This is a genomic window from Halomonas sp. AOP5-B2-8, assembly GCF_052376475.1.
In the GTDB taxonomy this organism is placed as follows: domain Bacteria; phylum Pseudomonadota; class Gammaproteobacteria; order Pseudomonadales; family Halomonadaceae; genus Vreelandella; species Vreelandella casei.
In genome coordinates this window covers 117064-139422 of the sequence record NZ_JBQSVS010000005.1, presented here as the reverse complement: position 1 = coordinate 139422, position 22359 = coordinate 117064, and the positions used below count along the sequence as shown (strand labels likewise).

19 protein-coding genes are annotated in these 22359 nt (G+C 58.6%); 4 read left to right on the top strand and 15 right to left on the bottom strand.

Annotated features, from left to right (window positions below; all coding sequences use genetic code 11):
* Nucleotide 1: 1 nt before the first annotated feature.
* Nucleotides 2-1210 (bottom strand): precorrin-6y C5,15-methyltransferase (decarboxylating) subunit CbiE, encoded by a 1209-nt coding sequence (cbiE, locus tag ACT3RP_RS13215; protein ID WP_483393948.1) that lies wholly within the window; start codon nt 1208-1210, stop codon nt 2-4.
* On the opposite strand from cbiE, the gene ACT3RP_RS13210 reads away from it, so the two are divergent.
* Complete coding sequence (locus tag ACT3RP_RS13210; protein WP_483393947.1) at nt 1209-1946, top strand: cobalt-precorrin-6A reductase; 738 nt, start codon at nt 1209-1211, stop codon at nt 1944-1946. The two genes, cbiE and ACT3RP_RS13210, sit on opposite strands and share 2 nt — an antisense overlap.
* Here ACT3RP_RS13210 and cobJ read toward each other — a convergent pair.
* The 9 genes from cobJ to ACT3RP_RS13165 are packed head-to-tail and all read right to left on the bottom strand — an operon-like array spanning nt 1935 to nt 13897.
* On the bottom strand, nt 1935-2708 hold the full coding sequence (gene cobJ / locus ACT3RP_RS13205) for a precorrin-3B C(17)-methyltransferase (RefSeq protein WP_483393946.1): 774 nt from the start codon (nt 2706-2708) through the stop codon (nt 1935-1937). The genes ACT3RP_RS13210 and cobJ overlap by 12 nt on opposite strands.
* Complete coding sequence (locus ACT3RP_RS13200) at nt 2705-3466, bottom strand: precorrin-2 C(20)-methyltransferase (RefSeq protein ID WP_483393945.1); 762 nt, start codon at nt 3464-3466, stop codon at nt 2705-2707. Before ACT3RP_RS13200 ends, cobJ begins: the two co-directional genes overlap by 4 nt.
* Nucleotides 3463-4092: a precorrin-8X methylmutase gene (locus ACT3RP_RS13195; protein ID WP_096279453.1), complete on the bottom strand. Its 630-nt coding sequence runs from the start codon at nt 4090-4092 to the stop codon at nt 3463-3465. The genes ACT3RP_RS13200 and ACT3RP_RS13195 overlap by 4 nt, the downstream gene beginning before the upstream one ends.
* Nucleotides 4082-5263: a ferredoxin-like domain-containing protein gene (locus ACT3RP_RS13190; protein ID WP_483393944.1), complete on the bottom strand. Its 1182-nt coding sequence runs from the start codon at nt 5261-5263 to the stop codon at nt 4082-4084. Before ACT3RP_RS13190 ends, ACT3RP_RS13195 begins: the two co-directional genes overlap by 11 nt.
* Nucleotides 5253-9113 carry a cobaltochelatase subunit CobN gene (gene cobN / locus ACT3RP_RS13185; RefSeq protein WP_483393943.1) on the bottom strand — a complete coding sequence of 1287 codons (3861 nt, stop codon included), beginning with the start codon at nt 9111-9113 and terminating at the stop codon, nt 5253-5255. Before cobN ends, ACT3RP_RS13190 begins: the two co-directional genes overlap by 11 nt.
* The gene (gene cobW, locus ACT3RP_RS13180; protein WP_096279447.1) at nt 9113-10210 is read right to left on the bottom strand and encodes a cobalamin biosynthesis protein CobW; all 1098 of its coding nucleotides are present in this window, start codon (nt 10208-10210) and stop codon (nt 9113-9115) included. The genes cobN and cobW overlap by 1 nt, the downstream gene beginning before the upstream one ends.
* Nucleotides 10201-11574 carry a cobyrinic acid a,c-diamide synthase CobB gene (locus ACT3RP_RS13175; protein WP_483393942.1) on the bottom strand — a complete coding sequence of 458 codons (1374 nt, stop codon included), beginning with the start codon at nt 11572-11574 and terminating at the stop codon, nt 10201-10203. The genes cobW and ACT3RP_RS13175 overlap by 10 nt, the downstream gene beginning before the upstream one ends.
* The gene (gene cobO / locus ACT3RP_RS13170; protein ID WP_483393941.1) at nt 11574-12167 is read right to left on the bottom strand and encodes a cob(I)yrinic acid a,c-diamide adenosyltransferase; all 594 of its coding nucleotides are present in this window, start codon (nt 12165-12167) and stop codon (nt 11574-11576) included. The genes ACT3RP_RS13175 and cobO overlap by 1 nt, the downstream gene beginning before the upstream one ends.
* A complete protein-coding gene (locus ACT3RP_RS13165) occupies nt 12164-13897 on the bottom strand; it encodes an AAA family ATPase (RefSeq protein WP_483394032.1) in 1734 nt (577 codons plus the stop codon). The genes cobO and ACT3RP_RS13165 overlap by 4 nt, the downstream gene beginning before the upstream one ends.
* A 272-nt stretch (nt 13898-14169) precedes the next feature.
* Between ACT3RP_RS13165 and ACT3RP_RS13160 the strand changes: the two genes are divergently transcribed.
* The 3 genes from ACT3RP_RS13160 to ACT3RP_RS13150 are packed head-to-tail and all read left to right on the top strand — an operon-like array spanning nt 14170 to nt 17011.
* Nucleotides 14170-15183 (top strand): ABC transporter substrate-binding protein, encoded by a 1014-nt coding sequence (locus tag ACT3RP_RS13160; protein ID WP_483393940.1) that lies wholly within the window; start codon nt 14170-14172, stop codon nt 15181-15183.
* Nucleotides 15183-16250, top strand: a complete 1068-nt coding sequence (locus ACT3RP_RS13155) for a FecCD family ABC transporter permease (protein WP_444672537.1) — start codon at nt 15183-15185, stop codon at nt 16248-16250. Before ACT3RP_RS13160 ends, ACT3RP_RS13155 begins: the two co-directional genes overlap by 1 nt.
* Nucleotides 16247-17011, top strand: a complete 765-nt coding sequence (locus ACT3RP_RS13150) for an ABC transporter ATP-binding protein (protein ID WP_441683756.1) — start codon at nt 16247-16249, stop codon at nt 17009-17011. The genes ACT3RP_RS13155 and ACT3RP_RS13150 overlap by 4 nt, the downstream gene beginning before the upstream one ends.
* Nucleotides 17012-17033: 22 nt before the next feature.
* On the opposite strand, the gene ACT3RP_RS13145 is transcribed toward ACT3RP_RS13150, so the two are convergent.
* The 5 genes from ACT3RP_RS13145 to ACT3RP_RS13125 all read right to left on the bottom strand — a co-directional run bounded on the left by ACT3RP_RS13145 (nt 17034) and on the right by ACT3RP_RS13125 (nt 22251).
* The gene (locus ACT3RP_RS13145) at nt 17034-17645 is read right to left on the bottom strand and encodes a Yip1 family protein (protein ID WP_096279431.1); all 612 of its coding nucleotides are present in this window, start codon (nt 17643-17645) and stop codon (nt 17034-17036) included.
* Nucleotides 17646-17785: 140 nt separating this feature from the next.
* Nucleotides 17786-18556: an ABC transporter ATP-binding protein gene (locus tag ACT3RP_RS13140; RefSeq protein WP_483393939.1), complete on the bottom strand. Its 771-nt coding sequence runs from the start codon at nt 18554-18556 to the stop codon at nt 17786-17788.
* Nucleotides 18556-19536: a FecCD family ABC transporter permease gene (locus tag ACT3RP_RS13135; protein ID WP_483393938.1), complete on the bottom strand. Its 981-nt coding sequence runs from the start codon at nt 19534-19536 to the stop codon at nt 18556-18558. The genes ACT3RP_RS13140 and ACT3RP_RS13135 overlap by 1 nt, the downstream gene beginning before the upstream one ends.
* The gene (locus ACT3RP_RS13130; protein WP_176483386.1) at nt 19536-20459 is read right to left on the bottom strand and encodes a cobalamin-binding protein; all 924 of its coding nucleotides are present in this window, start codon (nt 20457-20459) and stop codon (nt 19536-19538) included. The genes ACT3RP_RS13135 and ACT3RP_RS13130 overlap by 1 nt, the downstream gene beginning before the upstream one ends.
* Nucleotides 20440-22251 (bottom strand): TonB-dependent receptor domain-containing protein, encoded by a 1812-nt coding sequence (locus ACT3RP_RS13125; protein WP_483393937.1) that lies wholly within the window; start codon nt 22249-22251, stop codon nt 20440-20442. The genes ACT3RP_RS13130 and ACT3RP_RS13125 overlap by 20 nt, the downstream gene beginning before the upstream one ends.
* Nucleotides 22252-22359: the final 108 nt, after the last annotated feature.

Genomic DNA, 22359 nt, shown 5'->3' with positions numbered 1-22359 from the left:
TTCAACGCACCACCCGCCACTGCACAACCGGGTAGCTGGCTTTCCAACCCCTGCGTTGGCCGATAGGCGCGGCAATGGCCAGCTCAAGGCGATAAAGATCGCCACCCACCGCCTGATGCCAGTGCGCCAGCAGCGCTTCTGATTCCAACGTAACGGCATTGACGACCACCCGCACGCCCGCTGGCAGGCGCTGCCATAACTGTTCTAAAAGCGCTTGAGAAAGCCCGCCGCCGATAAACACCGCCTGCGGCAGCGGCGCATTCGCCAGCGCTTCCAGCGCATCGCCTTCTTTGACGTCTAGCCAGTCAACGCCAAGATGCTGGGCATTGCTGCGCGCCCGTGCGGCCCGCTCAGCGTGGTGCTCAAAGCCAATGGCCTGGTTGTCAGGGTGAGCTAGCAGCCACTCAATGGCGATGGAGCCTGAGCCGGTGCCGATATCCCACAGCCGCTCACCGGGTTTAGGGGCCAGCGCTGCCAGCGTCATAGCGCGCACAGGCTGCTTGGTGATTTGCCCATCGTGGTCAAAAAAGCTGTCGGCAAGGCCGGGCGTGAGTGGCATAGACGGGCCGTCACCGGCCACAAGAATGCCCAGCGCTACAGGATGAGTGATATCCGACGGCAGCGCCTCACTCATACTCAGCGTGCGGATTCGCTGGTTATCACCGCCTAACGATTCAAGCAGGGTTAGCTGAGACTCCGCAAAGCCAAACCGCACAACAAGCGAGGCCAGTTCGGCCACCGCATCGGCGTCTCTTACCAACACCAGTAAGCGCCTGCCGGTATGCAGATAAGGGCGAATGCGGGTCAGCGGCTTGGCATGCAGGCCCAGGCAGGTGCAACGCTCTAACGGCCAAGCCAAATGCGAGGCCGCTAGGCTAAACGTTGAGGGCGAAGGAATGGCCATCCATTCGCTGGCGAGCAGGTGAGGCGCCAGGCTTGTGCCGGCACCAAACCAGAACGGGTCACCGGACACCAGCATCACGACTCGGCGGCCCCGCTCGTTCAGCAGCTCGGCAATACCCTCGGCAAACGGCACCGGCCATTCACGAACCGCCGCATTGAGTGGCGGCAAAAGGCGCAAGTGGCGGCGCGCACCGAATACTACCTCGGCATCCGCCAGCTGCTGACGGCTTGCCGCCGTCAATCCCTCTGTGCCACTCTCCCCCCAGCCTAAAACTGTCAGCCAGGGAGTATTGTTAATCTCAGCCATGATAAACGTCCTGATTCTTGGCGGAACGAGTGAAGCCAGCGCCCTGGCCTGCGCCGTTGCCGAACTTGGGCTTCCGGCCATCTTCAGCTACGCAGGCCGCGTCAATGCGCCAAAGCCCCAACCGCTTCCTACCCGCGTGGGGGGCTTTGGCGGCGTGGATGGCCTTATCGCGTTTATTAAGCACGCGGGTATTACCCATATCGTCGATGCCACCCACCCTTTCGCTGCGCAAATGAGCCGCAACGCGCTGAGTGCCGCGGCGCAAAGCGGTGTGGCTATGCTGGCATTGACCCGCCCCGCTTGGCAGCCTAAGCAAGGCGACCGGTGGCAGCCAGTGGCCAGCATTAATGACGCCGTGGCCGCGTTGGCCGGCCCACCCCAGCGCGTGCTGCTAGCGATTGGTCGTCTACATCTGAAAGCGTTCAGCGCGCAGCCCCAGCATCACTACGTGCTGCGGCTGATTGACCCGCCAACTGAAACGCCGCCGCTGACTCATTTTACCACCACGCTAGACAGAGGCCCGTTCACTCTCGATGGCGATTTAGCGCTGCTACAAACGCAGCGTATCGAGCGTATTGTTTGCAAAAACGCTGGCGGCGAAGGCGCCGCGGCTAAGCTTGCGGCTGCGCGTCACCTGAAGGTGCCTGTGATGATGATCGAACGGCCGATGCTACCAGCGCGTCGTGAAGTTCATTGTGTCTATGACGTGCTTGCGTGGATTAACTCAGCAAACTGACCTTGGGGTATACACCAGCGGAGCCTGGTCTTCATCCGCGCCGGGGCTTTTCATTCGGTCAATTCGGCGCGTTTGGCTAGAGCCGACAATCACCAGCGTACGCATATCAGCCATTTCTGGCGTTGCTTCGGCTAAGGTCGTCACGCTAATCGCCTCATCTGACGTGGAAACCGCTCGGGCAAAGATGATCAAACGCTCGGACTCACACACCTCACGCAATACCTTCAACGTGCGCTCAAACCCCACCGGCCTTGCCTTGGAACGCGGGTTGTAAAACGCCATGGCGAAATCAGCCTCTGCCGAGAGACGCAGGCGCTTTTCAATCAGCGACCAGGGCTTAAGGTTGTCGGATAAATTAATACAGCAAAAATCATGGCCGAGCGGTGCGCCTGCCCGTGCGCTGGCTGCCAGCATGGCGGAAATACCCGGCAACACCTGAATATCTATTGATCGCCAACGCGGGTCGCCTGCCTCTAGCGCCTCAAACACGGCGGATGCCATGGCAAACACACCCGGGTCGCCGGAGGAAACTACTGCAACGCGATGCCCCTCAAACGCGAGCTGCAGCGCCTGTTCAGCGCGATTAATCTCTTCGCGATTATCTGAACCATGGCGAATAAGCCCTTCACGTGGCGCGACTCGATTAACGTAGGGCACATAGCCCACCACATCAGATGCCTCTAACAGCGCTGCAGATACTTCGGGCGTGATCATGCTCGCTGCCCCCGGACCTAAGCCAACAATTTTTAGCCATCCGCTCATGGGCGCCTGCCGTTGCCGTGGATCAGCACAATCGAGAAATAAGGCACGTTCTCAGTTCCTTCAGCTAGCGGATCAAGATCGCTTAGCGGCAGCACGCGCTGCTGCGCCATCGCCGCGTACTCGATTAGCCACGCCTGATGCTCACGGCCAGCCGTTACCAGCGCCCGTCGCAGCTTGTTAAGGTTGCGGCCGATTTTCATGACGACCAGCGCGTCGGTCTGGGCAATCCGCTCCGCCAGTGCTTGCTCAGGGAGCGTTGCCATGAGGACGGTCAGAATGTCATCGCCCCAGGTGATCGGCTGTCCGGTAGCGGTCCAGGCCGCCGACATACCGGTAATTCCCGGCACTACTGAAACCGATACCTGGTTAAGTAGCCGCGTATAGAGATGCATAAACGAGCCGTAGAAGAACGGATCGCCTTCGCAGAGCACCACCACGTCGCAACCGGCGTTGGCCATCTCAATCAGCTGGGCAACGCTCTGCTCATAAAAAGACGACAGCAAGGCGTTATAGCGCGGGTCATCCACCGGGATTTCCGTGGTCACCGGATATTCCATGGGCAGCTCAATAACATCCGGTGCCAGCAGGCCTTCAACGATGCTGCGCGCATGGCCTTTACGGCCCTTCTTACGAAAATAGGCAATGTGCGTGGCCTGGCGAATCAACCGGTCGGCCCGCACGCTCATTAGGTCCTGACTCCCCGGCCCCAGGCCAACGCCTACAATGCCTCCCTGGGTCGTTCGGATTCCCTGGGTCATTCGCTACGATCCGCCAGCGCATTGAGGGCTGCGACCGTCACCGCGCTGCCGCCTAAGCGACCGCGCACGATACAGCTGGGGATGGCGAAATTCTCCCACAGCGCCTGCTTTGACTCCGCCGCCCCCACAAACCCAACCGGGCAGCCGATCACCGCCGCTGGGCGCGGGCAGCTAGGGTCTTCGAGCATATTTAAAAGATGAAACAGCGCGGTAGGCGCATTGCCAATCGCCACCACGGCACCTTCAAGATGCGGGCGCCAAAGTTCAAGCGCTGCCGCCGAGCGGGTATTAGCCATCTGTTGAGCCATGCCCGGCACGCGTTCATCGCGCAGGGTACAGATCACCTCGTTGTTGGCCGGCAAGCGCTTGCGGGTAATGCCTTCCGAGACCATATGCGCATCGCAGAGGATCGGCGCGCCCTGCTCTAATGCTGAGCGTGCGCGGTTAACCGCATCGTTTTGAAAATGAATATGCGCGGCAAGTTCGACCAGCCCGGCGGCGTGAATCATACGAACCGCTACCGGCTCTTCTTCTGGCGAAAAGCGGCTCAGTTCTGCTTCGCGTCGGATAATCGCAAAAGATTCCCGGTAAATCGCCGGTCCGCTTGTTTCGTACTTATAGGGCACCCAAATTCTCCAGATATGCAATTACCTCAGCATCACTGAGGCCTGTCTGAACCGGCGCGCTGTCGGCACGGCCGTTGACGATAAGATTAAATTTTCCAGCATGGCCCACTAAACAGACCGCTGCAGCCTGTTGCCGGGCACAGCCCTTGGCGCAGCCCGACATGTGAAGAGACGTTTCTACCAGGCCACTCAATCGCTCAGCCAATGGCTGCGTGGCGACACTTGCCTGTGCGCAGTAAGGCGCGCCGGGGCAAGCATCTATCAATAGTCGCGAGTCACTGCTATCGCTGATCAAGCCTTCTACCGCGGGCAAGGCTGTACCTTCAGTCAGCGCTTGCTTGACCACCAAATGCCGCCAGGGTGTGACGCGTAGGTGAGTCACTGACGCCGGGGTCACGGCTTTGCGCCAGGCGCTGGCCTGCGCACGGCCAAACGGCAGCCCATAGACCATCGCGCAGGCCTGTTTACCAAGTGCGCGGCTTGCCGCTGGCTGCGCCGGGCGCACGCTGGCGGGTGCCCATGAGGGCAACGCTACCTGGTGTCGGCGCATGCGCCCTGCCTGGCTTCCGCCGCTTTCCACAAACCAATGTGTCAGGCGGATCAGGTGCTCTACGGCGGCCTCAATCGAGTCCACTGGCGTGCCATGCTGGTGCCCCTCTGCGCGCACCATCAAGCCACCCGATTCTGAACGTTCAATACGAAAATCTGCCGCAGCGTCGCTCAGTACCGGGGCATCTCCCGCATCAATCGCAATGCCGACCTTGCCTGGCATGATGGCGAGCGCATTGCGCCTTGCTTGCAACAAACGTGCACCGGTGTGCGTGTCATCGCCTATCTGCCAGCCGGGGGCCAGCATGATGGGCGGCAGGCGTTCGGCCTCAGGGCTGGCATCCACCAGGCCATTTTCGATCAGAAAATCCATGAGCGCAGGCCAGCTAGCGTCGGTTACTCCGCGCAGCTGGATATTGGCTCGACTGGTGAGCTCTATTAAGCCGTTACCAAACGTATCTGCCGCTTCACACAGGGCCAGCACCTGGGCACGTGAAAGCTCGCCCATGGGCGGGCGAACTCTTACCAGCAGGCCATCGCCGGTTTGCATAGGCTGCCACGCGCCGGGGCACCAACCTTTGATACCAGGGCTGAGCGCCTCTGCGCGCGTGTTAATGGCCATAGCGGCCGGTCTCTTTGGCTTCATCTATTGCCAGCAGCAGGTCTTGCAGCGCCTGCCCCTGCTCGCCCGGATCTTGCCACATGCCGCGCTGGGCCGCTTCAAGCAGCCGTTCGGCCATTTCCTCAAGCGCGGCAGGATTATGCTCACGCAAAAACTGCTGGCTGGCCGGGTCAAGCACGAAGGCCTCGCTGATCTGGGCGTACTGATAGTCCGCAACTAAATCAGTGGTGGCGTCGTAGGCGAACAGATAGTCCACGGTGGCGGCCATTTCAAACGCGCCTTTGTAGCCATGCTCGCGCATCGCATTTATCCACTTCGGATTCAGCACACGCGAGCGAATAACGCGGGCAAGCTCTTCTTTCAGCGTGCGAATCTTGGGGGCGGCCGGGTTAGCGTGATCCGCGTGATAAATGGTCGGCGCATGGCCGCTTAGCGCACGAGTGGCATTGGCCATGCCGCCTTGAAAAGCGTAATAGCTGTTGGAGTCAAGAATATCGTGCTCGCGGTTATCCTGGTTTTGCATGACCGCATCCAGCCCTTTGAGCTGCTGTTCAAACGCCTTGCGTGCGCCAACGCCCGACTCTTTAAACTGCCCATAGGCGTAGGCGCCTGCGTCTAAATACGCCTCGGCCAAATCGTCAGCACTGTTCCAAGCGCGGCTTTCGATCAGCCGATTAAGACCGGCGCCGTACTCACCGGGCTTGCTGCCAAAAATACGGTAGCGGGCCTGCTGAGCGGCGATTTCAGAAGACATTCCTTGAGCTTCAAGCGTGCGCTGCTGGCTGAGCACGGCCGTTCGAATGGTATTGCTGTCGCCCGGCTCTTGATACTCGGCAACGGCTTGCACCGCGGCATCGAATAGCCGAATGACGTTAGGAAACGCGTCGCGGAAAAAGCCGGAAACGCGCAAGGTGACGTCGACGCGCGGGCGGTTCAGCAGCATCGATGGAATCACTTCAAAATCGAACACCCGCTGCGAGCCCAGCGACCATTTAGGCCGCACGCCCATCAGCGCGAATGCCTGGGCGATGTCATCCCCGCCGGTACGCATGGTGGCGGTGCCCCAAATCGACAGACCCAGACGGCGCGGGTAGTCGCCGTTATCCTGCAGGTAGCGCTCTACGAATGCCTGCGCTGATTTCTGCCCCAGCGTCCAGGCCGCCGGTGAGGGAATCGAGCGGTTATCCACGCTAAAGAAGTTACGCCCGGTAGGCAGCGTGTCTAGCCGCCCTCGGCTAGGCGCGCCGCTTGGCCCAGCGGGCACGAACAGACCGTCCAGCCCATCCAACAGCGACTGAATCTCCATTTTTACGCCGCGCAGCATAGCGACCCACAGATGCTCGCGGGCATAGCGCAGCTGCGCCGCGGTGGCAGGATAGCCATGGGCGAGTTCAACGAGGCAGCCTTGGGCGAGTACGTAGTCGGTAATGAGCTGCTCGGCCAATAGTTCCAGCCGCTCACGGGTATCCGCACCGGTTCGCCAAGCATCGTTGAGCTGGCTGGCCAATAGTGCCGGGCGCGGGCCGTTCCAGGGTTCACTGCTGGCCGCAAGCGGGTCAAAGGGGGAAGCGTCGTTCGATAGCCCCAGGTCATCGGCTAGATTATGCAGCAGGCCGCGCTGAGCAGTCGCCTCGCCACGGGGCAGCCTCAGTAGCGCTACCAGCGTACCCGCTAGCTTCTCCTGCGGTGGCAGCGTGCCGAGAATGTGCAGGCCGTGGCGTATCTGCGACTCTTTAATATCGCAAAGGAAGGTATCCAGCTCATTGAGAATCTCGCTGTCACAGCTGCTATCAACAGCGCGGGCAAGTTCCTGGTCGATGCCGGTTGCGCGCAGGTGGCTCAAAATCTGCTCACGAATCAGCGCTTCGCGCCGGGGGTCCATATCCAGCGCCTGATAATACTCATCACACAGCGCTTCAAGTTCGGCCATCGGCCCGTACAGTTCAGCCCGCGCCAGGGGCGGCATTAGGTGATCAATGATCACCGCTTGGCTTCTACGCTTGGCCTGGGCACCCTCACCGGGGTCGTTGACGATAAACGGATAGAAATGCGGCAGCGGCCCCAGCGCGATATCCGGCCAGCAGTCGGCACTTAGCGCCGTGCTTTTGCCCGGTAGCCATTCTAAATTGCCGTGTTTGCCCACGTGCACCACGGCATCAACGTGATAGTGCTCGCGTAGCCAAAGATAAAACGCCAAGTAGCTATGCGGCGGTACCAGCTGCATATCGTGGTACGACTGCGTTAAGTCAATGTTCGGGTCGTCACAAAACTCACGTTCAGGCTGAATACCGACGAACGTTTCACCCAGGCGAATACCGGAAATCATCAGCCGCCCCTGCCGGCATTTGGGGTCATCTGCGGGTGCGCCCCAGCGTGCCCACACGGCTTCTTGGAGCGTGGCGGGCAGCGTTTGAAACCAGCTTAAATACTCATCAACGCCGATACTTTGCCAGCAAGCGCGCTGATCGAGGCTTTCGTGATCATTGGTGACGGCACCCTGCAGCCGGCGAATCAGCGCATCGCCATCACTAGGGATATCGTTGACCGGATAGCCCGATGAAGCCAGCGCGTTTATGAGTTTTAGCGTTGAGGCGGGTGTATCTAGCCCCACGCCATTGCCAATACGCCCATCGCGGTTGGGGTAGTTCGCCATGATCAGCGCGACACGTTTTTCAGCGTTGGGCGTTTGCCGCAGGTCGCAAAACCGACGTGCCAGCGTGGCGACAAACGCTGCGCGTTCAGGATGCAGCGTGTGATGCGTGACCGACAGCTGACTGCGGGCATTGTAGTGTGCTTCGGCCTTAAACCCGACGGCGCGAGTAATGATGCGACCGTCCATTTCAGGTAGCACTATCTGCATCGCCACGTCGCGGCTATGTAGCCCCGCGGCCATTGCCTGCCAGTCATCAGCTGTGCTGCTGGCCATCATGGCCTGGAGCACCACGGGGCTGCCGACAAACAGGCTGCCCGAGCCATCACTGCCCTGCTCGCTACTGAGGGCATCGACCTCGTCGGTATTACGGTTGACCGAAAAGCTGGTGGTATTGATCACCAGCATGGCACCGGTTTGCTCAATAAGATGATTGGCAAACACGATACAGGGCCCCTCTTTTAGCGATGCTACCGCCACGGCTAACGGCTCAAGCCCTTGGGCTTTAAGCGCATCAATCATGCCGTCGGGCACGGCGGTATTGCCGCCCTGCAGATGGCTGCGATAAAACAGCAGCAAGCAAACAGGCCGCTCAGCAACACGCTGATCACGCCATTCACTTAAGCTCACCGCCTGGCGCCCGCTTGCCTGCGGTGCATAGATAACCGCCGCGGGGATCACCTTCGGCTCTTGCCACGGCTGAGCGTGGGCTAAACACTCGCTACCCACAAAGCGCAGCAGCTGCTCGGCATTGTCAACGCCGCCTTCGCGCAGGTAGCGCCACACGCGGTAGGCAGCGTCAAAGCTCACGCTCGAATCGTTCAGTAGCGCATCGTCCGGTGCATCACAGCCGGGCACCATAATCAGCTGGCGCTCAGGTTTCGCCGCAGCCCAGGCCAACAAGCGCTCATGGCCGTAAGGCCAATAGCCCTTGCCGCCTAACAGCGAAACGATCACCAGCCTGGCTTTTTCAAGCACGCGATCTTCATAGAGATCAAAGGCCGCCGGCTTTACCAGATTCATCCAATTCGCCAGCCTCACCGACGGGTAATCATCGCCCAGGCGGTCAACCGCCTGAGCCAGCGCCGACAGGTTGCTGTCAGCCGCTGACATAATGACGACCTCGGCGGGGCTTTGTTGCAGGTCGACGATACCTTCATCGTCAACAAAGCCCCCAGGCTTGGCAGCGAAAAGATGCATTAAGCGCTGACCGTGCGCTCAGCGCTGGATAGCGCCGCCTGAATGTCGTCGCGGTTAAGCGCTTTACCAATAATGACCAGCTGGGTTTGGCGACGCTCATCCTGCCCCCAAAGCCTGTCGAAGTAGCCGTCTAGCCGTTCGCCTACCGCTTGAATTACGCGGCGCATCGGCTTGCCGGGAACCGCCGCAAAGCCTTTAGCCCGATAGATTTCCTGTGTTTCTAGCAGCTGCTGAAGCTGGGCTGCCAGAACGTCGGCATCGACTTCGCCGAGCGTTATTACGCAAGAATCAAAATGATCGTGGGCATGGTCGTGGTGCGCGCCTTCGGCGTGATGTTTGTCGTGGTGGTTGGCGATACGGTCGATGTTCTCTTCGCTGGCCGCGCCAATGCCCATTAATGCCTCTAGCTGCGCGGTGTCGGTCGCCAGCGTTTGGTCGATAAACAGTATTTTGACCGACGCGGGCACCCGCGCTTTTACTAGCGTCTCCACGCGGGCCTTTTCCTCTGCGCTTAGCAGGTCGGTCTTGGTGACCAAGACTAAATCCGCGGCGCTGAGCTGATCGTCAAGCAGCTCACGCAGGCTCGGGTCGTGATCAAGGCTTTCGTCAGCTAACCGCTGCGCAGCCACTTTACCTTCGTCGCTGGCAAAACGGCCGGCGGCCACGGCAGGCCCATCGATGACGGTAATAATTGCATCTACGGTGCAGTGGCTGCGCACTTCCGGCCAGTTAAATGCCTGCACCAGCGGCTTGGGCAGCGCCAGCCCGCTGGTTTCAATTAAAATGTGGTCGATATCATTACGTCGAGCGACCAGCTTTTTCATCACTGGCAAAAATTCTTCTTCCACCGTGCAACAGATACAGCCATTGGCCAGCTCGTAAATACTGCCATCCTCGCCGTCCATCGGCTGTTCGCCTTCGCAACCGAGCGCGCAGCTACGCAGCAGGCTCGAATCTATGTCCTGCTCGCCAAATTCGTTGACGATCACCGCAATGCGCTTGCCGGTCACTTGACGCAAAATATTGGCCAGCAGCGTCGTTTTACCGCTGCCGAGAAAACCGGTGACGACCGTGGCGGGGATTTTATTTAGCTGCATGCGTTAAATTCCTCTGTGGCGCTAGGCTGCGCTGATGCTGCTGAGCCGTTGAACAGGCTCGCGACCGCGGCAGGATTATTAGGAAAGAAAAAGTGAAGATACGATGCGGTTAACTGGCGCTGGCGATAAATCGGCTCGCCCGGTGCGGGGTGGCGCTGACGGCGGCCGTGGGCAATAGGCTCAGGCGTGCCTTCTGCCATTGAGCGATGATGCGCATGCCCGCGAAGAGCACCTTCCGCCAAGTCGGCGGTTTGCATTCCCTGGCAGCCTCTTCGTCCGCGCATGGCGCCTTGCCCTGGCAGCAGACCCAGCATCGTATGGGTGTTTTCGTCGTAGTCGGTCAGCGTGTCCAAACAGTAGAGCATGCCGCCACACTCAGCGAGAATGGGCTTGCCTACGCTATAAAAGCACTGAATATCCTCGCGCATACTGGCATTCTCAGCCAACGTTGACGCATGCAACTCTGGGTAACCACCGGGCAGCCAAAGCGCATCGCACAAGGGCAAACGGCGGTCGGCCAGCGGTGAGAAAAAGCATAGCTTCGCGCCCATCTGCTCAAGCAGGTCCAAATTGGCCTGGTAGATAAAGCTAAACGCCGCATCTTTAGCCACACCAATGGTCTGGCCCGCCAGCGAAGATGGCACTGACGGCACATGGTCTTGCGCAGCGGTGAACGTTACGGGCGCTATTTTCATCAACGCCGTCGCAAGCCCGGCGGCGTCTAATGCACTGGCGGCCGCTTCAAAGCGCGCTTCCAAATCATCACGAATCTCGTCTGCCTGTACCAACCCCAGGTGACGTTCGGGAAGCGTTAAGGCGGGGTCGCGCGGCACTGCGGCCAGTAGCGGAATCGAGAGCGGTAGCGCTGACTCAATCAGCTCACGATGGCGCTGCGTGCCGCAGGCGTTGGCGATCATGCCTGCGATGTGAAGGTCATCGCGAAAGCCTGCAAGGCCCGACATCAGGGCGGCCGCCGTTTGTGCCATGCCTTTAACGTCCATCACGATCACCAGCGGCAACTCGAACAGCGCAGCCAAATCGGCGCTGGAAGGCTCGCCATCGAAAAGGCCCATGGCGCCTTCCACCAAAATAATATCGGCACTCACCGCCGCTTGATAAAAGCGCTGCCGGCAGTAGGTTTCACCGGCCATCCACAGATCTAACTGGTCCACGGGCTGGCTTGATGCTTGCGCCAATATTTGCGGGTCCAGGTAATCAGGGCCGGTTTTAAATACTCTGACTACTTTGCCCTGGTTGCGCAGCAGGCGTGCCAGCCCCGCCGTGACGGTTGTTTTGCCCTGTCCTGAAGAAGGTGCGGCGATAAATAGCGCCGGGCAGCTAGCGCTTGGCAAAGAAGTCGTCATCAGTACTCGATCCCCGCCTGAGCTTTAACGCCGTTACGAAACGCGTGACGGTCATCCTGTACGGTGCTGATGGTATCGGCGATTTCCTGCAGCGCCAGCGCCATGGTTCGGCCGGTGATAATCACATTTTGATGGGCGGGTCGGCGTAAAAGCGCCTCGACAATAGGCGCCGTGTCTAAATAGCCGTATTTGAACATGTAGCTCATTTCGTCCAGTACGATAACGTTGTAGGCAGGGTCTTCTAACAGCCCCCGGGCGATTTCCCAGGCGGCTTCGGCGGCTTTGATATCGCGCTGTCGATCCTGAGTTTCCCAGGTAAAGCCCTGGCCCATAATGTGCCAGTCAAGCTGAGGGTGATCGCGAAAAAACAGGTACTCACCGGTCTCGCGGCGGCCTTTAATGAACTGAATGACCGCGCCTTTTTGGCCGTGGCCTAGTGAGCGCGCCAGCGTGCCGAAAGCAGAGCTGCTTTTTCCTTTGCCGTTTCCTTTTAGCAAAATCAATACACCGCGCTCTTCAGATGCACGCGCGATTCGCTCGTCGATAACTTCTTTCTTACGCTGCATACGGTCTAGGTGACTGCTATCGCTCATGCTGGCTCCTGGGTGAGCGGTGTCCAATAGAGTGCGCCAAGCTGCTGAGCAAGACGCGCTGCCTGGCCACGTTTAACGAAGGACTGTTCGGCATCCATGACCACGCAGTCGCCAAGCGGCGGCAGGCCAGCGACGGACTCTCGGGTACGCCCATCGGTCATTAGGTAAGTACGGATAAGTAAGCCGGGGTCGCGGCGCTGCCACTGACGAATCAACTGGCCTGCGTGAGCAACCGCTTTACGTAGCGGTGTGCCGCCACCGCCATCGGTGGCATTTAATAAGGCTTGCACACTTTTGGGAGCACGCTGTCGTGGCAGTAAGCACGTCAGCGTGTCGTTACCAAACCCGACTACCGCCATTTGCTCACGAGCTGAATAAGCTTGGCGAGTAAGGCTATCGACCCATCCTTTGGTCTGGCCCAAAAGCCGCTTACCGAGCGTCGAGCCGGAGGTATCAAGCAATACCAAATGCACCCGTGGCTGACCGGTTCGCGCCTTGCGATAGCACAGCTGACGCCAGGGCCACTGGCCGCGATTCGCAATCAAAGTACCAAACCAATCGAGGCGAAATGCTGCCGCTGGCGGCTTATTGGCTCGCCCCTGCCCCAGCGCAAGGCCCTTACGCGTGCCGCCGTTAAGCAGCGAGTGTTTTCCAAAGGGCCGAGCTAATAATGCCGGCAGCGTAAGCGGCTGACTTTCCAGCATGTTCTGCGCCATGGGCGGCATAGCGCCCCATTGCCCGTGTGAAGCTGAGCGCTCGTCTGTATTGCTTGACGACGCTGAACTGCTGGGGTCTTGGCCCGATTCTTGAGGCGATGACGGTGAAGATGGTGGCGGTGAAGATGGCGGCTCAGCAGACTTATCGTCAGCGCGCGTACGCCGATGGGCCAGCACCCACGGCTCTACGCAATCGACATCTTCCTGGCTGATCGTCGTATCACCGCGCCAAGCAGCGTGGGCCTGCGCGGCGCGGTGCCAGGTAACGTCGGCGCGCATACCTTCAACCCCTGCCGCTTCGCAGCGCTTAGCGATGTGCTCGTAAACCCAGGCAGATGTCGTTACCGTCGCCAGCCCTCGGCGCGCATGCTCTACACGGCTGACGAGCGCAGCTTGTTCGTCGGCAAAGCCTGCTATAAAACCAGCGGGATCGCGATCAAAGGCATCGCGCTGCTGCACAATGGCAATGCGCGCTTCAATACTGACGCTAGGCGGCTGCTCAAGGCACAGCCCAAAGCGGTCAAGCAACTGGGGGCGAAGCTCGCCCTCATCGGGGTTCATGGTGCCGATTAGGCTAAAGCGCGCTGGATGCGAATGGCTAATGCCGTCGCGTTCGACGATGTTGATACCGCTGGCCGCGACATCGAGCAGTAAATCGACCAGCGTATCGGCCAGTAAATTCACTTCATCGACGTATAAAATCCCGCCATCGGCTTTGGCCAATAGCCCTTCATGGAACGTGGCTTCACGCTCAGTGAGTATCTTTTGCAGATCAAGGCTGCCGGTTAGGCGGTCTTCGCTGGCGCCAAGCGGCAAGGTGACAAACGGTGGTTTTCGCTTCTCGCCCTCAGGCAAAATGGCCGCTAGCGCCCGCGCAAGGGTCGATTTCGCGCTACCGCGTGGCCCGCTAATCAGCACCCCGCCAATACGCGGATTAATCACGTTCAGCAGCAGCGCTGTTTTAAGCGACGTCTGACCGACCACGGCGGTAAAGGGAAACTCAACCACAGGCATCACCATGGGCAAAAGGAGCCAAGTTAATACATTAAACGGCGTAGGGACACCGCCTCACGCGTGAAAATTATTCATACCTGACAAGAACATAACGATAGAGCCAAGCGTTAAGAAAGTGACTACAATGACCGCCCAGTATAGTGGAAGGCGTTAGATAGAGGCCAGCCTATCACGCCAGCACGTCACCAACCGCAAAGGCCTTGCGTGCTTTATTCTCTCGTCTTCGGCAGTCCGTCGAGTCTTTCCTCAATCGGCATTTGGAACACCGTCCCATGAAGCTCGCCCGCCCTTTATGCATTTCGTTAGCTTTCTTACCCGCCCACGCAGCCTTTGCTGATAGCACGGCTTATCCGCTTACGCTGACTAATTGCGGCGTAGAAATCACGTTTGATGCCCCCCCCGAGAGTACGGTAACGGTCGGCCAGTCTGCGACCGAGGTGCTATATCGCCTGGGGCTTGCCGATAAGGTGAGCGGCACGTCAGTCTGGTTTAATCCCGTGCTGCCCGAATTCAGCGATATAAACAGCCGCATTGAGCGTATTGCCGATAACGACCCAAGCTTTGAGTCTGTGGTGAACAAGCGGCCTGATCTCGTCGCGGCTCAATACGAGTGGCACGTAGGCCCTACCGGCAGCGTAGCCACCCGCGAGCAGTTTCATGAGCTGGGCATCGCCTCTTACATCATGCCTGCCGATTGCGATACCAAAGACAACGCGACCGGCGGTGACGGCACCCGGGTGGCGGCATTCTCCACCGACTCAATTTATAAAGGCGTTCACGAACTGGCGGCTATTTTCGACGTGCAAAGCGCGGGCGATACGTTAGTGGCCGATTTGCAGGCCCGTGAGAAACGCGCTATCGGACTGGCTACGAGCCTTGCACTACCCGACGACCTGTCGGCCGTGTTTTGGTTTTCCTCTTACGATTTAGCGGCCGACCCTATCGTTGCCGGTCAATTGGGGGCGCCTGGCTATATGATGGAGCAACTCGGTATCCAAAACGTGGTTACCTCTAATGAAGAATGGCCGACCGTAGGCTGGGAGTCGATTGCTCGTGCTAATCCTGACGTGATCGTGGTGGCACGCATGGACCGGCGCCGCTACCCAGGCGATGATCTGGCCACCAAACTTGAGCTTCTACAAAGCGACCCGGTTACTCGCGAAATGAACGCCGTGAAAAACGGCCGCATTGTGGAAATGGATGCCCATGCGATGAGTGCCACCATGCGCAGCATTTATGGCCTTGAGTCTCTTGCCCAAGCGTTATCGACCATGTCGTTTAACTAATGCCTATCGCACTAAAGCGATCATCCACAGAGGGCTTTTGGTGGCGCTGGCTATTGTTAACGCCGCTTGTGCTGTTCATAGCGCTAATGGCGGGCACCGCGATTGGTGAGACATCTATTCCTATTGAGACGATTTTCAAAGTGCTGGCTAATCAGCTGTTCGGGGCTGACTATGCCGTTGATCGCATTGATGCCGGCATTATTTGGAACTATCGGCTTAGCCGCGCCATTGTTGCCGCCTGCTGCGGCACGGGTTTGGCCTTAGCGGGGGTGGTGCTACAAGCCCTGTTGCGCAACCCTCTCGCCGACCCTTATCTCATGGGCATATCGGCCGGGGCTTCAACCGGCGCGGTCGCCGTAGCGGTGGCGGGCGTTGGCGCAGGCGTTATAACGCTTTCGATTGGCGCTTTCGCGGGCGCGGGATTGGCGTTCGGCTTAGTGATACTGCTTGCCCATGCGGCGAGCAGCGGCACCGGCGGCGGGCGTGGCATTCAGGCGGCGGGGGCTATTATCTTAGCGGGCATTGCGGGCTCGCAGCTATTTAATGCGCTGACCGCTTTCATTATTACTAAATCGGCTAGCGCTGAGCAGGCCCGTGGAATCATGTTTTGGCTACTGGGCAACCTTTCTGGCGTGCGCTGGGACAATGTTTGGATGGCAGTCCCCGCCGCGCTGTTTGGCCTTATTATTTGCCTATGGCACCGGCGAGCCCTGGATGCCTTTACCTTCGGCACCGATAGCGCGGCCTCCATGGGCATTGCCGTGCGGCCGGTGCGCGGCCTACTGATTACCACGATGGCGCTGGTGACAGCGATCATGGTGTCTATGGTAGGGGCCATCGGCTTTGTGGGCCTGGTGATTCCGCATGCCATGCGCTTTATTGTCGGCAGCCGCCATACGCGGCTGGTGCCTGCCGCGGCGCTGGCGGGCGCTGTATTTTTGATTTTTTCAGATATCCTTTCACGCATTTTGGTCACAGGACAGGTGCTACCGATTGGCGTCATCACATCGCTTATTGGCGCGCCGGCCTTTGCTCTTATCCTGATACGCGGGACGAGGACACGATGAAAATCACCGCCGAACAACTCACCTGGCGCGTTCACGGCAGCCAGCTCCTGACGGACGTTTCGCTGTCGGTATCGCCTCGCCAAACCTTTGGCCTGATTGGCCCCAACGGTTCAGGTAAAACCACCCTGCTTCGGCTTCTCGCGGGGCTGCGCAAACCGAAGCAAGGCCGTGTGCTGCTGGGTGATCGGCCGATGAATACCATGCGTCAGCGAGATATCGCCCAATCGGTTACGTTAGTGGAACAGCAGGCGGAAACCACTGATCGCATCAAGGTGCGCGATGTCGTGGCGCTTGGCCGTACGCCGTTTCTGTCAGCGCTGCGCCCCTGGTCCCACCAGGATGAGCTGATTGTGGCGCAGGCGCTAAAGGATGTGGATATGCAGCATATGGCTGACCGTTTTTGGCACACGCTGTCAGGCGGCGAACGCCAGCGTGTGCATATTGGCCGCGCCCTGGCTCAGCAGCCTAAAATTCTGCTGCTTGATGAGCCGACGAACCATTTAGACATTCGCCATCAGCTTTCGATTCTTGAGCTGGTCAGGCAACTACCGATCACGGTGATTATTTCTCTTCACGATCTTAACCACGCCATGGAGTGCGACCGAATAGGCGTGATGGAGGGTGGCCGTTTGGTTGACACCGGCCCACCTCGAGACGTGCTGACGCCTTATCGCTTACGTCAGACGTTTGGCGTTTATGCTGATATCTTCGCCGACCCCATCGACGGCAGCCAGGTGATGCGTTTTCGTAGCGCCGTTTAATAACAGCCTGCGACTTAAACACTTACCTAAAAAACTCCCAGACGACGCTGTGCTCAGTGCCCATGCTCCACAGCAGCACCGTAACGACGAGGAGTGCTTCTAGCACCAAGACACCGATCCCCAATGTCTTGATTGAAAGAATGAATCCACGCTGATGGCTAATGCCTAGAAAACTGGGCGTCCCTCTGTAGAGCAGGTAGCCGGAATACACCAGCCCAATCACCATCCCCAGCATACAGAGCCAGAAAACCGGATATAGCGCAAAAACCCCGCATATAAACATCGGAGTCGCAATGTAGCCCGCAAAGATAAGGCAGTCGCGGCGACTGGGGCGCTGCTCTATATCGCGGGCCATCCAATAGATCACGCTACCTACAATGCCAACGGCCAGCAGTATCAGCGCATAAAAAGCCACGCCTAGCGCAATGCCGTTTGAGAGAGACACTTTATAGGTGTCACTGCCGCCATAGGTCCAGCCAACCTGAGTGGTACCAATCAGTGCGCAGATGACGGGGATAGCGGCAAGCAAAAGAACGTGGTGGGCATAAAGATGGGTGACCGTTTCATGCTCGCCACTGATCTTATGCCATTCTCGTTCAGGATGATGGAGGAGCCCCCAAACATGATGGATCATAACGACCTCCCGTTTTTGCAGATGCAATATCGATAGGATCATTCATTAACCGACCGGGCCAGCAGTGGCCCGCATCAATATTCAGTGTAGGCCAAGAATCAGGTGTGAAGGGGTTTATCACGGAGGGTTTTAGAAATAGATTATCCGTTGATGGGCACAAACACCGGTGCGCCATCCACCTCAACCACCACTAGCCGCTGACGATATAGCTTTTCCAATGCGCTAGGCACCAGCATGCTATCCCGCGTGCCCCAACAGGCCTCGCCATTAGGATAAAGCAGCAGCACATGGTCGCACCAACGGGCAGCCAAGTTGAGATCGTGCAGACACATCATTACCGCATGGCCGGAAGCGGCCTGCTCGGCCATAAGCGTCATCACTGAGCTTTGATGATGAAGATCAAGATGATTGGTGGGCTCATCAGCCAGCCACACGCTAGGCGCCTGCGTTAGCACGGTGGCAATCGCCACGCGCTGGCGCTCGCCGCCCGAAAGCGTGCTGACCAAGCGGTCACGTAAGTGCGCCACGTCTAAGCGCTGCAGCGCTTCTTCCGCACGCTGATAGTCCGCGGCGCCCTCCATTTGCCAAGCCGATAGGTACGGATGACGCCCAATCAGCGCGGTCTCTAACACAGACGCAGGAAAGCCATCCTGGCGATCCTGAAATATCAGCCCCAAGCGCTGTGCAATATAGCGGCGGCGTTGTTGATGCATGGGCTGTCCATTCAATTCAACCTCGCCGGACCGGGGCGCATGCAGCCCCGCCAACGTATGCAGCAGCGTCGTTTTACCCGCGCCATTGGGACCCAATACACCCCAACGCTGACCGGGCTGAATGGTTATATTAAGCGGCGTACCGCTTTCTCTACCGGGCACATCGATGATGAGGTCATGGGTAGAAAGTACGCTCATCAGCGGCTCCGATAGAGCAGAAACAGAAAGGTAGGAACGCCCAGTAGCGCGGTGATCACCCCGACCGGCAGCTGTTCTGGCGCGATCACAGTGCGCGCCAGCGTGTCGGCCAGCACTAGCAGCGTGCCACCGGCTAACGCGCAGGCAGGCAGTATCAGCCGCTGATCATTACCCAACAGCAAGCGCAGCATATGCGGCACGACCAAGCCCACAAAACCAATACTACCGGCGGTTGTCACTGCCGCCGCCGTCAGTAAGCTGGCGGCAACGTAGATACACCACTCAAGCGGCTTGACCGCAACGCCCAGTGCGGCAGCCTGCTGCGGGCCACGCGCCAGCACGTTTAAGCTGCGCCCAAGCGGAATTAGCACCACGCAGGTGGCTAATAGCAGCATTAGCGGCGGCCACGGTGTTCGGGCGTAGGAAAGATCGCCCATCAGCCAATAGAGCATTCCCGGCAGTCGTTCGGCCGGGCTTAAGGCCAACATCAGCGTAATCACTGCGCCCCACCCCGCCGCGACGACCACCCCCGTGAGCAGCAGTCGAGAAGGTGTCCAACTGCCGCTGCCATGCGCCAGCCCAAACACAAGAAAGGTAGAAAACAGCGCGCCGCCAAACGCTGAGCTTGAGATGGCCAACCCCCCTAGCCCTGCCAGCATGGCCGCCAGCGCGCCAATCGAGGCACCACCAGAAAGCCCAAGCACATAAGGATCGGCCAGAGGGTTTCGCAGTAGCACCTGCATTAACGCCCCAGCTACCGCTAGCAAACCACCCACCGCAAAGGCCGAAAGCGCGCGAGGCAAGCGCAGCTCTAGCACCATGATCCGTGCCAAGGCATCGCCCTGCTCGCCATCGCCCGTCACCACAGCCCAAATTTGTGCGGGGGAAATCTGCGCACTGCCGACACCCAGTGCTACCAGCAGCGCACCCAGCGCCGCTAGCAGCAATAGGCCCAGTGGCAGGCCCAGGCGCGTTAGCATTAAGTATTCCTGCGCTTTTGACGGGCAATATCAAGCTTCTCACAGAGCAGCTGAGTGCCCTCCATGAGGCGTGGCGTGGGGCGCTGTATGAGCGATGGCGGTACGAAAAACAGGTTATCTTCAGCCACGGCCATCAGACTAGAATACTGCTCCCAGTGCGTGAGCCAGTGACGATTTTCCTCTCCCATACCGCCGGCAACAATGACTTCAGGGTTAGCGGCAAGCACGGCTTCATCGTCGATGCGTGGGACAAGCCTCGACTGCCCGCCGAAGACGTTAACACCGCCACACATTGTGATCACTTGGCCAATAAGGTGCTGATCATTAACGCTCATCAATGGTTCATCCCACACCTGGTAGAACGTCGGCACCGGGTCGCGCTCGCTGTAGCGTTCGGCAAGCTCGGTCATGGTCGTGCGGAAATTATCGGCAACGGCCTGCCCGGCAGCTTCAGTACCGGCCAAGCGTGCCAAGCGTTCTATGGCGCTGGCCACACCTTCCATACTGCGTGGCTCAATGTAAAACACCGGCATCCCCAGTGCTTTCAGCGTTTCAAGCTGCTCTGCCGGGTTGCCTGTTACCCAGCCGATCACTAGATCGGGCGCCAGACCTACCAGCGCTTCTAAATCAATGCGGGTATGGCTACCTACCGAGACCACATTTTTAGCGTCAGGCGGGTAGTCGCTGTAAGACACCACTGCCACCACTTGGTCGCCGGCACCGGCGGCGTACGTCAGCTCAGTCGCCCCCGGCGAAAGGGTAGCAATACGCTTAGCAGCCGAGTGAAGGCACACCTCACGGTCACGGTCATCGATTGCGCAGCGCGCAGGGTTATCGGCGTACGACGCTACCGATGCGACCAACAGCGCGAGGCCTAAGGCCCCGCACAGTCGGTGATTTTTCCTATTGGCCAAAGTGCACACTCAAAAATCCTGCTCGGCCTGCGTTAATGTAGTCCGCGCCGTCAAAGGAACGCGTGGTGATGTAGTCTTGATCCAGCGCATTTTCAACCGTCACACGGGCGCTCCAAAGCGGAGCGAACTGCCAGCCTGCACGAAGGTTAACAAGCCCATAGCCACTAAGGCGATCGTTATTTTGCGCATCACGATAGCGATGATTTTGCACTACCCACGAGCCTCCCAACGACCACTCGCCCAGCTCGCGATCAGCATCTAAGCGCACACTTTGCGTGGCGCGATTTTGTAGACGATTACCTGTCAGGCGATTTTCCGGATCGGTATAGGTCAATGCGGCGGCCAGCGTCCAATCATTAATCTCAACGCCACTTGCAAGCTCAGCACCGCGAATGCGTGATGTGGGCACATTGAACTGAACACCCTGCCCTGCGATCAGGTTATCGATATCCGTTTGATAGATGGCGGCATCCCAGAACCAGTTTGCATACTGGCCGCGCACGCCGACTTCAATTGATTCAGACGTTTCCGACTCTAAATCAGGATTGCCAAAGCCAGGGAAATATAGCTGGTTATAGGTAGGCGCATTAAATGCCGTCCCGTAGCTCGTGCGTAACGTATGATGGCCATCTAAGTCGTAACCCAACCCCAGGCTACCCGTTACTTCATTGCCATAGGCTTCGTTATCGTCAAAGCGCAGGCTGGCCTGAAACATAAACGGCGAGAAATCCAACAGCGCTTGAGAAAACACGGCGGCATTGCTGCGGCTATTTTCATCATAATCCGTCGTGCCGCTGACTCTGTCTTCGCTGTACTCAGCGCCGGCGATTAGCTCGTGCACACCTGCTGTGAAGGTGTTTTCCCAGCGCGCGGTACGCACTTTGGTATTAAAGACAGACTCCCCTGAATCAGCGACGTTATCGCTTTCATCCCGGGACTCGCTGAGCGTCAGTCGACTCCGCCAGTTGTCCATCAGCGGTAGCTCGCCATAGACACCCGCTACCTGCTGGACAAAATCGTTCTCACCGCCGTCATATTCATTATTACCGCGCGCACGAAGCGCCAGTACGCCCATTTCCGCGCCGCTTTCAAACGTATGCGAAACGCGCGCCAGCGCGGACGTATTGTCGTAACCTTTGTCGTCGCCACTCCTGCGCACAGGCTGGCCATCGGTGTTGAAATGACTGCCGGCAAAGCTATAGCGCGTGCCGCCTTCGCGACCGCTCACGCCAGCACTTAGCCGCTGGGTATTGAAAGAGCCCCCGCCTACCGATATACGCGGCTGCGGCCCCTCTTCATCGCCTTGCGGCGTAAAGAGCTGAATGACGCCACCAATCGCATCGGCACCGTAAAGGCTGCCGCGCGGGCCACGTACAATTTCCGCACGATCAAACATGCGCGGGTCAAGATACGACCACGCTGCACCGCCGCTAGTGGCAGAACGTAAACGGATACCATCAATTAACAGCACGTTTTGGCCGCTACCGGTGCCACGAATAAAGACGCTGCTGTTTTTGCCGAAGCTGCCATTGGAAGATACATCAACGCCCGGCTGGCCGCGGAGAAGATCGGTAATGCTGGTAGGGTCCTGGCGGCGAAAAGTCGCTTCGTCTATCACGGTTACCGACGAAAGGCTTTCATTCGCCGTACGCGGGGCCAGTGCTGCGGTGACCACAACAGGGTTAAGTGACTCAGCCGCTGTCGGCGTATTTTGCGCCGTGGATTGGGCCTGAACAGCCAGCGGTAGCGCAGACATAGCTAACGCCGCAAGCGTTGCGGTGGTATTAGAGCGATGGTTCATGTGAGATCCCTTGCGCGTCGTGCTCACCCGCACAACGTATTTTTTTTGGCCGAGCACAGGGCATAACTAGGCATAGCAAGGCAATAACGGTCGCACTGCATGATCACA

Coding starts and splice junctions, on each gene's coding strand:
- ACT3RP_RS13210 (WP_483393947.1), top strand. CDS start 1,209: ATGATAAACGTCCTGATTCTTGGCGGAACGAGTGAAGCCAGCGCCCTG.
- cbiE (WP_483393948.1), bottom strand. CDS start 1,210: ATGGCTGAGATTAACAATACTCCCTGGCTGACAGTTTTAGGCTGGGGG.
- cobJ (WP_483393946.1), bottom strand. CDS start 2,708: ATGAGCGGATGGCTAAAAATTGTTGGCTTAGGTCCGGGGGCAGCGAGC.
- ACT3RP_RS13200 (WP_483393945.1), bottom strand. CDS start 3,466: ATGACCCAGGGAATCCGAACGACCCAGGGAGGCATTGTAGGCGTTGGC.
- ACT3RP_RS13190 (WP_483393944.1), bottom strand. CDS start 5,263: ATGGCCATTAACACGCGCGCAGAGGCGCTCAGCCCTGGTATCAAAGGT.
- cobN (WP_483393943.1), bottom strand. CDS start 9,113: ATGCATCTTTTCGCTGCCAAGCCTGGGGGCTTTGTTGACGATGAAGGT.
- cobW (WP_096279447.1), bottom strand. CDS start 10,210: ATGCAGCTAAATAAAATCCCCGCCACGGTCGTCACCGGTTTTCTCGGC.
- ACT3RP_RS13175 (WP_483393942.1), bottom strand. CDS start 11,574: ATGACGACTTCTTTGCCAAGCGCTAGCTGCCCGGCGCTATTTATCGCC.
- cobO (WP_483393941.1), bottom strand. CDS start 12,167: ATGAGCGATAGCAGTCACCTAGACCGTATGCAGCGTAAGAAAGAAGTT.
- ACT3RP_RS13165 (WP_483394032.1), bottom strand. CDS start 13,897: ATGCCTGTGGTTGAGTTTCCCTTTACCGCCGTGGTCGGTCAGACGTCG.
- ACT3RP_RS13160 (WP_483393940.1), top strand. CDS start 14,170: ATGAAGCTCGCCCGCCCTTTATGCATTTCGTTAGCTTTCTTACCCGCC.
- ACT3RP_RS13155 (WP_444672537.1), top strand. CDS start 15,183: ATGCCTATCGCACTAAAGCGATCATCCACAGAGGGCTTTTGGTGGCGC.
- ACT3RP_RS13150 (WP_441683756.1), top strand. CDS start 16,247: ATGAAAATCACCGCCGAACAACTCACCTGGCGCGTTCACGGCAGCCAG.
- ACT3RP_RS13145 (WP_096279431.1), bottom strand. CDS start 17,645: ATGATCCATCATGTTTGGGGGCTCCTCCATCATCCTGAACGAGAATGG.
- ACT3RP_RS13140 (WP_483393939.1), bottom strand. CDS start 18,556: ATGAGCGTACTTTCTACCCATGACCTCATCATCGATGTGCCCGGTAGA.
- ACT3RP_RS13135 (WP_483393938.1), bottom strand. CDS start 19,536: ATGCTAACGCGCCTGGGCCTGCCACTGGGCCTATTGCTGCTAGCGGCG.
- ACT3RP_RS13125 (WP_483393937.1), bottom strand. CDS start 22,251: ATGAACCATCGCTCTAATACCACCGCAACGCTTGCGGCGTTAGCTATG.